Source organism: Streptomyces sp. NPDC048411 (assembly GCF_040704695.1).
Taxonomy (GTDB): domain Bacteria; phylum Actinomycetota; class Actinomycetes; order Streptomycetales; family Streptomycetaceae; genus Streptomyces.
The window spans coordinates 1-10,773 of record NZ_JBEZKL010000187.1; the positions used below are offsets into that span (position 1 = coordinate 1).

Genomic DNA, 10,773 nt, shown 5'->3' on the forward strand with positions numbered 1-10,773 from the left:
CTGCTCTCCGGGGTCCCCTGCCACACAACGGACATGAGGCCAGGTCACTCACGAGACCGGCGAACCGGACCAATCCCAATCAAGCAATGCCCCTGCTGGAATACAAGCCGAGCACCTTGAAATCTTCCTCGCTGTCATCCCAGAACAGCGGCTCGCCGTCTTCGAAGACATCAGACGATGCTTGATCGTCCTGCGGAAGGAAGTGATGCCGGTGCACGAGCAGATAGAAAGTATTCTCCACGGTGATCCCTTCGGAGGTCGGTGAGGTTTACGGGTCAGTCTTCTTGCCGTCCGTCAGCATGCTCTGTGAAGAATCCATCGATCCAATCGTCGGTATCGACTTCCATAGGGGTGATGACGAAGCAGTCAGGCTCGTCTCGGAATCCTGGAAGAAGCATTGACACTTTCTCCTGCGCCTCGGCGGCCGACTCGGTCGGATAGACGCCGAGGTTTCTCCACTCTGTCTCGTCCAAGCGCACCTCGCCGTCCGAATCACGATGCAGCGTCCGGCCGTCTTCTTGTTCGATCAAATGCCTGGCATGCCACAGAATGAAGACATTTTCCCGCGCTTCGAGCTCTGATGTCATTTTTCGCACTTTCTTGTGGGGGGGAAGGTGTCCGCCTGGCCTCGCGATGATTTGTCGCGAGGCCAGGCGGACACCTTCGACTACCCGCGACTAGTGTCGGTCGAGGTACTTATGGGCCTTGCTGATCGACCCCCTAGCGCCCTTCTCCTTCTTGGTGGGAAGTCGCCCGTATTCATCCTTGAAGTACTTAATGGTCGACTCCAATGAGCTCTTTCCGGGGATTTTCCGCTTACCCCTGACGAAGCTCGGGGAGTGCCCCCTATGCCATTGGCAGAAGGAGATCACTTAATGTCAGTGGCCTTCAGATTTCCGTCCCTGAAGGTCCATACTCTTCTGTGATGTGTTGCCTGCCATCCTTCCTTGGCAACTAGAGGCCCCTTCATCCATGCCAACATGCCGGGTACCCCTTCTTCGAGGAGTGCTCTCCTCGCCGCCTGCTTGCGTTCGATGCGAACGGGATACACCGAGACCCAGAACCCCACGGATCCCGGATGCACGCCGCCTCCGTAAGTCCTTGACTGGGCCGCAGTCCATCTGGCATCCATGATCTCGGATGTGTCTCCAGTGGTCGACGGATCGAACGTGAGGTCCACGATCTTGGCCGACGCAGGTTCGATCGCATCCCGCATTTCACTGTGCGTCACAGGCCACGCATATCCTCGCGGCAGTTTCTTTCGGATCACTCCAGCTTCCTTACTTGCGATTGAGGTGCTTTTCGATCTTCTTCCACTCGCCCGACCTGCGCTCCTTCGCGGTGGGCAGCCGGCGGTAGTGTTCCTTGAATATCCGGTCTACGGCCACGGCGTCCGCGCTCTCACCTCACTGCCTTCCCTGGGCTCACAGAACCCAGACTCCAGGTGTCCAAGATCTCGGGGATGAACCGCCCCGGGTTCGGTAGAGATCTCAGATTGTGGTTGTGACCTGGGGTTTTGTGGATTTCATGTAGTGGTTGGTCTCGTACTCGACGGGCGGGACGTGGCCTATCTCACCGTGGAGTCGGCGGTGGCAGTACCAGTCGATCCACTCGGCGGTGGCGAGCTCGACCTGGGAGAGCGTCTTCCAGGGCCGGCCGGGTTTGATCAGCTCGGTTTTGAACAGGCCGATCGTCGATTCCATCAGGGCGTTGTCGTAGGCGTCGCCGACCGAGCCGATCGATGCTGCGATCCCTGCGCGGTCGAGATGCTCGGCGAGCGCGAACGATGTGTATTGCGAGCCCGCGTCCGAGTGATGTATCAACTCGCCTTGTATGTGCGGGAATCCGTCCCGGTCGCGTTGCCACAGCGCCATCTCCAGAGCGTCCAGGACGAGCCTGGTCTCCTTGGTGGTGGAGACGGACCAGCCGACGATGCGCCGGGAGAAGGTGTCCACGACGAACGCGACGTAGACGACCCCGGACCAGGTGGCGACGTGCGTGAAGTCCGCAACCCAGCACCGGTTGGGGGCACCGGCGACGAAGTCGCGGTCGAGGAGGTCCGGGGCCCGCTCGGCGGCCGGATCAGCGTTCGTCGTGATCACCTTCCTGCCGCGGACGGCGCCGGTGATGCCGATTTCGCGCATGAGGCGCTCGACGGTGCAGCGGGCCACGGCATGACCCTGCCGGTTCAGCTCGCGCCAGATCTTCCGGGCCCCGTAGACGCGGTAGTTGGACGTGTAGACCTGCTGGATCCGCTCCTTGAGTTCTTCGTCGCGCACGGAACGGGCGGAAGGGGTTTCGAGGCGTTTCTTGTGGGCGTAATAGGTGGAAGGGGCGATCTTGCAGTCGTGCTCGGTGAGGGTCCTGCAGATCGGCTCGACGCCGCCGAAGCGGTCCCGGTGCTCGTCGATGAAGGCTACGAGCGTGTGTGTGGCCGGTCGAGCTCGGCCGCGAAGAAACTCGCCGCGGCTTTCAGGATCTCGTTGGCCCGCTTCAGTTCGGCGTTCTCCTTCTTCAACGCTTTGAGCTGGGCGGACTCCTCCGTTGTCGTACCCGCTCGCGTCCCCGCGTCGATCTCGTGCTGTTTCACCCAGTTCCGCAGCGTCTCGCGGGAGCCGATGCCGAGCTTGTCGGTCACCGCCTGCAGAGCGGCCGTCTCGTTCGGATGGTCGTCGCGCACCTCGGCGACCATGCGCACCGCACGACGGCGGAGCTCAAGTGGGTATCGGGAAGGTCGCGCCATGACTCGATCCTTTCATGAAATCGAGTCTCCATTCGAATCGGGGCGGTTCAGGGAAGCTTCATGTCCACGCCGGCCCTGGGTCTGGGACAGGCTGGTACAGCCCGTCCCAGACCCAGGGGGCTAGGTTGGGTCAGTCTTCCCCGTAGTGCTGGGAGACCGCTTCCCAATCCTTGGCCCACCAGCCGCAGAGGCGGTAGATCTCTGCGGCCGTGGGGTCTTGGCCCTTCACGGAGCGCAGGTGGTCGAGCAACCCGACCTTGTGTCGCCGAGCTGCGATCACGTATTCGAGTACGTCATCGCCGCTGATGTGATCGTGGTCCGTTGCCCACAAGGCATACTCGGGCCAGAGCATCCCCGCGTAATCGTGGAACTCTCCGAGATCCTCCTCCGAGTCGTTCCACGCCTCGCTGTAGGCGTCGAAATCGTCGATAGTGGCCCGGCCCTGGAGAACGTCGTCAATGAAGGTCATACCTTGATCTTCCGTCCCTTCACCTTGGGCTTGTAGATCTGGCCGCCTTCGGGGTCCGCGCTGCCGAGGTGGCTTCCCTTGGAGTCATAGACCTCGATGTCGCCGTGGGTGTAGTCCCATTCGTAGTAGCGGCGGGACTTGCCGTTCTTCCCGTTGGTTTTCGTCTTGCCCTTGTACGGCCTCAGCTTCTTCCAGTACGGGGAGTTTCCTGGGGTCGCCTTTTCCGTGTGCCCGTGCCGGTGAACGATCCACTGCGTGCCCTTGTAGACCGCGTACACCGTGATGCCGATGGCCGCGAGCAGTCCGATGATCCAGCCGAGCGGGTTCCACCAGTCGGCAACCGCGAAGAATCCCACCGCCGCCACGGCCGCGAAACGGCCGTCGAGGTCGTAGCAGTTGACCGGGTCGCCGTTGCAGTACTCGTAGGCGTTGGCGCTGCCACCGGGGACGGGGTCGACGGTCAGGAATCGGCCGGTGTCCGCATTGTAGAGGCGCACGCCCATCGGGAGCAGGCCGGACGGAGTGTCGTCCGAGCGCTGCGCGCCGCCGAGCCACGCGTAGCGGGCGGACGCCTGGTCGGCGCGCGGGTGACCGTACTCGTCGTAGTCGAGGACGGTCGGCGCCAGTGTGGTGTCCGCGGGCAGTTGCAGGGCGATGTCGCCGTGGATGTTGGTGAGCTGGAGGACGGTGCTACCGGTCTTGACGGTGATGGCGGCCAGTTGGCCGTCGGGGCCGGTGACCATGCGCGTCAGTGTGCCGGTGGCGGTGTCCTCGCTGATCCAGCGGGGTGTGTCGCTGTCGTCGGCGTAGTGGTTGGTCTTGCCGGCGGTGGTGGTCCAGGTGGTGCCGTCGCTGGTCTCCACGGTCCAGCTCTGGTGGCGGAAGGCGGCGTCGAGGGTCCAGGTCTGGCGGGTGGTGCCGTTGGTCTGGCGGCGGACGAGGTCGTTGGCGTAGTAGTCGATGCTGCCGTGACCGGGGACGGTCAGGGTGCGGCCGAGGTCGTCGTAGGTGTAGCCGGCATCGGTGATGCGGTCGGCGGTGTCGTAGGTGTGGGTGGTGCTGGGTTGTGGTGCGGTGGAGCAGGGGGCGCCGCCGGCTGCGGTGCCGGTGGTCTGGGCGGTGCGGTTGGAGCGTTGGTCGAGGGTGTAGGTGCGGCGGGTGCATTCGGTCTGTGCGGTGTCGTCGGTGCGGGTGAGCCGGCCGACGGCGTCGTACGTGAACTCCTGTGTGGTCCAGCCGGTGTGGCGGGTGACCTGGCTGTGCGCGGAGTGGGTGGCGGTGTCGGAGTAGACCGTGGTGCCGTCGCTGTCGCGGGTGTAGAGGCGTGCGAGGGCGGCGCCCGTGGTGGTGTCGTACTGGGTGCGCGCCGTGTAGCCGCCGGGGAGGGTCTGCTGGGTGGTGCGGCCGTCGGGGTCGTAGGTGGCGGTGAAGGCGCCGGCGACGGAGTCGGTGATGGTGGTGGGCAGGCCGCGGGGTTCAGTGGTGTGGTTGTAGGTGTAGGTGGTGGTGGAGGGGACCCCGTCGGTGATGGTGACGGTTCGGTCGAGGTTGTCGTAGGTGGTGGTCGTGGTGGAGCCGGAGGCGTCGGTGTAGTTGGTGGGGCGGCCCAGGGCGTCGTAGTCGCGGTAGATCGCGCCGGCCGAGGCGGTGTTCCAGGAGGACGTCTCTTCCACGAGGCCGGTGGCGGGGTCGTAGTAGGTGTCCTGTTCTGGGACGGCAGTGCCAAGGCCGTCGGTCATCGAGTAGTTGACCAGGCGTCCGGCGGGGTCGTAGGTGTAGAAGGTCATGCGGGTGGTGTCGTCGGAGGTCTCCGTGGTCTGGGCGACGCTGCCGTAGTAGTCGTACTCGGTGGTGGTGTCGACCCGGTGGGTCGGGTTGCTGCCGCCGCCGGTGATGGCTCCGGCCGGGCCGGTCCAGCAGGGCAGGTCGGCCCATTCGGGCCGTCCCTGGCACCATCCAGTACCCGTCGCGGTCCAGTACTCCGTGATGGTGGTGGCGGCGTCGCTTCCGGTACTGCCGGGGAGACTGGCCGCGATGACGCGGCCCTGGGCGTCATAGTCGGCGGAGGTGTTGATGTTCAGCCCGCCGGTATCCGCGATCGTGAGGTTGGGCAGGCCCAGCCCCCAGTCGTACTGGATCTCGGTGAGGCGCTTGTCGGCCATGAGGGAGTCGTGGCCACGGACGCGGGCGCCGACGATGGCCAGGGTGAGGGCATCCCTGATGACGGCGGTGCCGTTGGTGGGCCGCCCGGTGTCGTACTCGTTGACCGTCCAGGACTGGGCGGGCACGGACGTTCCGGCCGGGATCAGCACCGTGGTGCCGTCCTTGAAGTCGGCGGTCAGGTCGACGCGATGGAGCGGGCCGAACGCCTCCAGCAGGCGGGTCCCGGTGGGGTCGAAGTAGTTGTTCGTGGCGAGGAGGTCGGCGCGGTCGGCGGTGTCGAGGGATTCGATGCCGAGGTCGGCCAGGACGGTCTGCTGGTCGGCGGTCACCCCAATACTCAGGGCCCGGTTGGCCGGGGTGAGCTCGCGGACCGTGTTGCCGAACCGGTCGTAACCTACGGCGTTCATGTGCCCGCCGGGCTCGGCGGTGTTCAGGGTGCGTCCGGAGGCGTCGAGGTAGGTGACGGTGGCCCGGCCGTAGCTGCCGGAGGTCAGGGACGTACCGACGTGCGAGGCGGGCGTGGCGTCTGCGGGGAAGAGGGCGGTGGCGTCGGTGGGTGCGGTGCGCTGGCCCCAGTCGGAGACGTCTCCGGCGTCCATGGAGCGGGGTGCTGAGCTGCCAGTGAGGGGTACGTCGTAGACGACGCTGGTGGTGGCGGTACCGGAGACGGTGGAGGAGGTGCCGGCCTGGAGGGTGGGTCGGGAAGCGGTGAGGAGCATGCCGGGGCCGGCGGCGGTGCTGGTGCCGGCGGTGCCGTAGGTGAAGGTCCACGGCAGGAGGCCGGGCGGGGTCAGGGTCAGGACGCGGCCGTCGGTGTCGTAGGTGTAGGCGGTCTTGAGCGCCGGGGTGATCTGGGGGTTCCAGGTCTCGCACAGGCGGCCAAAGGTGTCGTAGGAGTAGGCGGCGACGGTGCGACTGGTGGCGGTGGCGGCACCGGGAGCGGTGGCCCACAGGCGCAGTTCCTTGACCTGGCCGGTGTAGTCGCCCAGGGCGCTGGAGGTGGCGGTGGTGGAGGTGGCGTAGACGAACTCCAGGGTGCGGCAGCCCTTGGTGGAGGGGGTGGCCGCGCAGGTGGCGGCGGTGGCGGCGGTGGTGGGGGCGATGAGCCGCTTGGGCCGCGCCAGGGTGGCCGGCCCCGAGACGACGGTCTCCGTCTGGACGGTGGCGGTGGAGTTCGTCAGGCCGTCCAGGAGGGTGGTGGCCAGTTGCCAGGTGGTGGCGGAGGTCGGCTTGACGTAGGTGCTGACCGTGCCGTCGGTGTCAGCCAGCGTGAAGGAGGTGGCCACTGAGCCGGTCAGGGTCAGGTACTCGTAGCCGGGTTCGGGGATCCATCCGGTGGCGGCGGCGTTGGCGGTGAAGTGGATGCTGGAGCCGTCGGAGTCGACGAGGTCGACGGCGGTGTCGGTGACGCGCCGGATGTGGGTGTCGCTGGCACCGGTGGTCTCGGCGGCGATGCCGGTGGTCCATTCCTTGCCGAAGATCGGGGCCTGGCCCTGGGTACGGGCGTCGGGGTGCCGGGAGGCCGCCGAGCGGGTCACGGTCAGGCCGAAGGCCGAGGCGTCGGTGGCGTCGAGGCTGAACTCGCCGGTCAGCAGGTTCACCTGGCCCGGTCCGACGGAGGTCGTCGCTGCTCCCGATGCGGCCCGGTCGACGACGGCGATCTGGGCGGGGGTGGACTGGGTGGGGTAGCCGGTCCCGGTGAAGTCGGCTTTGATCTCGATGGCGCCGTCGGGGTTGACGGTGTCGCTGGCGTTCCACACCAGCGGGGCGTTCTTCCCCGAAGGCGCCGCCACCGGCCACGTGGTCAGCGGGGTGCCGCCGGAGGTGACGTCACCGGGCGGGATCGCCACCCAGCCGTCGGCAGCCGATCGGCGCCAGGAGAAGGACACGGAGGTGTACTTGGTGGCGTCCGCCTCGGCTTGGAGCAGAAGGCGGCGGGGGGTGCGGGTGCCGGGGTCGGGGCTGATGATGCCGCCGGCGCCGGCGTGGAAGGTGTACTCGACTTCCTCGGAGCGGTTGTCGGCCTCGTCGACGCTGCGCACGGCCAGGACGTGGGTGCCGTTGGTCGCCGGTGTGACACTGAACGTCTTGGCCGTGGACGCGCCGCCGGTGGCGATCTTCGTCCAGGTGGCGCCGTCGAGGGACCATTCGATCCAGTTGTGGTCGGTGCCGGCCGGCGGGGTGACGGTGAAGGAGCCGGCCTGGCCGGCGCCCTTGACCCAGCTGCTGCTCGGGTAGTCGGTGGAGGTGACCGACGCCGGTGCCAAGGGGGCGGTGGTGTCGACGGTGAAGGTTTTCCAGGCCGACCAGGTGCTGCCGGTCAGGGCGCCGTCACCGGCGATGGTGCGGAACGTGTAGGTGGTGCCGTTGGTCAGGAGCCCGGAGGGCACCTTCACCGATGCCGCCGACCCGGAGGCGACCGCGGTCGAGACGATGTTGGAGCCGATCTGCGTGGTGCCGGCGGAGTTGTAGACCTGGAAGGTGCCGGTGACCTTGTCGCCGTTGGGGTCCACGAACGTGTCCCGCAGTGTCGGCGTCGTGGTGGAGACGGTGTAGTCGCCGGAGTAGGAGAAGAACGGCGGTCCGGCCTCCTGCTTGGTGCCGGCCCGGGGGCGCTGGTTGTACGTCACCGTCAGCTTCGGCGGATTAGACGCCGCCTGCGCGGAGTTCACCCGCTTCCACTGCGCCACCACGGTCTCACTGGACGCCCGCAGCCCGAGCGTGGAGGTGTCCGCAGCGGCCGTCGCCCACGACTGGGCCAGGGACGTGACGTCCGCGTTGATCCAGCCGTCCGCCGTGCACGCCGCGTTGCCCTTGGTCTCGGTGGACGTCGCGTACTTCGTCGACCAGGTCGGCTGCGCCGTCCACCGGCTTGAGGTGGAGGCGGTCGTGGTGGACCACACCTCCCACGGGTAGGCCAGGCAGTCGGGGTTCGCCGAGTGGAAGTTGAACAGCGACAGCTTCGCCGAGGAGACCACCGCGTCCGCCAGCGGTGCGGTCTTCCATGTCACGAAGGACCGCGCGGTGCGGGGTGTCCCGTCGGCGTTCGTCGTCCCCGGGTTGCCCCAGTCCAGCTCGACGTCCCCGGACAGGTCGGTGGTCTCGCCCTGCTGGACGTAGGTGTCGAACAAACCGGCCAGGGCCGTCGTCGACGGGTCGATCGTGACCGGGTACTGCGTGGCAAGGGCCGCAAGGTAGTCGGCGTCCGGTGTCAGGACCAGGTCCGCGCCGCCCTTGCGGGCGACGACCTTCATCGCCACCCGGGCCCGGTTCACCCGGTCCCCCGAACGGGCATCGACCTGCTCGTCCCACATCACCGGAGCCGGCATCACCGCCCGCACCACACCGCGGGCATCAGTGAACTCCACCGACCCGCCAGCTGCCTGACGGACCTTCAACCCGGGAGACGACAACGGCAGCGTGTAGCTGAAGCCCGCCTTTGGCCGCTCCCGGAGCACCACGTACTGCTCGAAGCCCGTACGCGTCGCGGAGACCACCAGATCCGCGCCGGGGAAGGCATCCCGGTACGTCGCCGTCCGCCCCTCCAGCGTCGGAGTCGGCAGGCCACCCTTCCACTGCAGCGACACCCGATCGCCGCCGCTGCCCAGCGTCACCAGGTCACGGCCGACGCTCTTCTGCGCCGCGGCCAGGGACGGCTCGCCCTGCAGCCCGCCCCGCGCCAGCGTCAGGCCGCGGGGGTGCCCCTGCGGGCGCACACCCGAGGCGTCGGCCACCAGGTCCAAGTCGACCGGCAGCCACGTGCCGTCCTTCTGGAACCGGGTCGGCCCTGCCGTGATCTCCGTCGTCAGCGATCCGTCGGGATTCACCCACGTCGTCGCGGTCTCCGACCGCTCTGCGGCAGCCTCGACACGATGACCGCTCAACCGGGCCGCCACCCGCGCCGCGAGTAGATCGTCGGCGACCGTCACACCTGCTTGAGCGCCGCCGTCCGCAGCGGCCGGTGTGGCGACAACCGCGCCGGTCAGCCCGACGGTCACTGCCAGAGCGGTCACGCCGGATATCCAGCGGGCTCCGAGAAGAGGAATTCTAAACTCCGCAAGACGAACCCAGCGACGCACCACAGTGCCCCCTCGGCAAGCACCACACAGCGAGAGGCACAAAGTATTGCCGCGTCACCGAAATCACCAGGGGTCCCTCAAATATATAAATGGGATATGATAATCCGGAATGTCCAATTCGCCCGTGATCACGAAAAAGTGTCGTGCTCGAAGTTCTCCGGCGGAACCAACAGCGGTCACACGCGGTTCGCGCAGACGCCGGGGTGGAGGCCGCCGCCCTTCGGGCGATGGCGGCCATCGCGGCGAAGAAGCGCGGGCCGCCGGACGGTGACCGCCTACTGGCGGCTGCAGCCAGGGTGGGCGCGCGTGGCTGGGGACATCCGCAACCTGCGAGTACGGGCAGGACCGACCGGTGCAGGGCTGTTGCAAAGTCCGCCGACGAAGACGACTGGGACGGGCTGCTTTCCGGATGGCCACGACGACCCGTCGAACCCGTTCGCCCACGCCTCCAGCATCGACTTCTTCGAGGGGTCAGCCGAGATACGGCCGGAAGGAATAGTAGGGCGATCTTGAGCGATTGAATCGCCTTGTGCATACGGCTATCAGCGGTTTTCGCCGGTGTCGCGGAGGTTGCGCATGGTGGCGTCGTTATTGATGGCCGGGGCCTGGCGGATAGCGCCGAGCACCGTGGCGGGCAGGGTGTCGGGCCAGTCGTCGGGTTCGACGAGGCGGTGCTGTCCGGCGAACCGACGGTGGCCAGGAGTGAGGCGGTGGCCCGGCCACCGCCGGCCGGCAGGTCGATCGATCTGGAGGTCATGGGGTGGCGGCTCGCCACGCGGGATGCACTGCGGGATAGAGGCTGACCAGGAGATAACCAGCCGCGATCACGAGCAAAGCCGTGGTGAGGCTGGTCATGGCGACCAGCAGGCCGGCGCCGAAAATGCCCACCGGCACCGCGGCCACAACCGCGGCCACGATCGCGCCGGACACGCGTCCCCGGAGCTCCGAGGGAATACGGCTGAACTGGACAGCGGTCAACAGCGGGTTCACTGGTCCAGCAGCGATGCCGGCGAGAGCCATGGTGACGACAAGCGTGGGAGTTCCGGGCATCGCGGCGATGACGAAGAACTTCGGGGCCCCGGAAATCAGCAACGCGCCGGTCAGGATTACGTGCCGGGGGAACCGATGCCCAACCGTGCCGAACAGGACCGCGCCCGCCAGGGCGCCGGCGCCGAAGGCAGCGACCGAAAGCCCCAGGGTGAGCGGGTTGTCGAGCACCTGCTCGGCCAAGGTGGGCAGCAGTACGGTGAACAGGGCATTGTCGGCCATGTTGGCGAACATGAACACCACGAGGATCCGGGGCAGCAACGTGTCTTCGC

7 protein-coding genes are annotated in these 10,773 nt (G+C 67.1%); all 7 read right to left on the bottom strand.

Annotated features, from left to right (window positions below):
* Positions 1-79: 79 nt before the first annotated feature.
* Positions 80-241: a hypothetical protein gene (locus AB0915_RS35820; RefSeq protein ID WP_366695079.1), complete on the bottom strand. Its 162-nt coding sequence runs from the start codon at positions 239-241 to the stop codon at positions 80-82.
* Between the two features lie 34 nt (positions 242-275).
* Positions 276-587, bottom strand: coding sequence for a hypothetical protein (locus AB0915_RS35825; RefSeq protein ID WP_366695081.1), 312 nt, complete (start codon positions 585-587; stop codon positions 276-278).
* Between the two features lie 281 nt (positions 588-868).
* Positions 869-1,270, bottom strand: a complete 402-nt coding sequence (locus tag AB0915_RS35830) for a hypothetical protein (RefSeq protein WP_366695083.1) — start codon at positions 1,268-1,270, stop codon at positions 869-871.
* Positions 1,271-1,490: 220 nt separating this feature from the next.
* Positions 1,491-2,743, bottom strand: a protein-coding gene (locus tag AB0915_RS35835) for an IS3 family transposase (RefSeq protein WP_366695085.1) whose coding sequence is annotated in 2 segments (ribosomal slippage) — positions 1,491-2,461 and positions 2,461-2,743 — 1,254 coding nt in all. Because the reading frame shifts where the segments join, the coding sequence is not laid out codon by codon here.
* Positions 2,744-2,873: 130 nt separating this feature from the next.
* Positions 2,874-3,212 carry a hypothetical protein gene (locus tag AB0915_RS35840; RefSeq protein WP_366695087.1) on the bottom strand — a complete coding sequence of 113 codons (339 nt, stop codon included), beginning with the start codon at positions 3,210-3,212 and terminating at the stop codon, positions 2,874-2,876.
* Positions 3,209-9,379 carry a DNRLRE domain-containing protein gene (locus tag AB0915_RS35845; protein WP_366695091.1) on the bottom strand — a complete coding sequence of 2,057 codons (6,171 nt, stop codon included), beginning with the start codon at positions 9,377-9,379 and terminating at the stop codon, positions 3,209-3,211. Before AB0915_RS35845 ends, AB0915_RS35840 begins: the two co-directional genes overlap by 4 nt.
* A gap of 828 nt (positions 9,380-10,207) precedes the next feature.
* A partial coding sequence (locus tag AB0915_RS35850) for an MFS transporter (RefSeq protein ID WP_366695089.1) occupies positions 10,208-10,773 on the bottom strand: 566 nt, incomplete at its 5' end.

Bases quoted from the DNA above. Each gene is read 5' to 3' on its own strand.
- AB0915_RS35825 (WP_366695081.1), bottom strand. From the start codon at position 587: ATGACATCAGAGCTCGAAGCGCGGGAAAATGTCTTCATTCTGTGGCAT.
- AB0915_RS35840 (WP_366695087.1), bottom strand. From the start codon at position 3,212: ATGACCTTCATTGACGACGTTCTCCAGGGCCGGGCCACTATCGACGAT.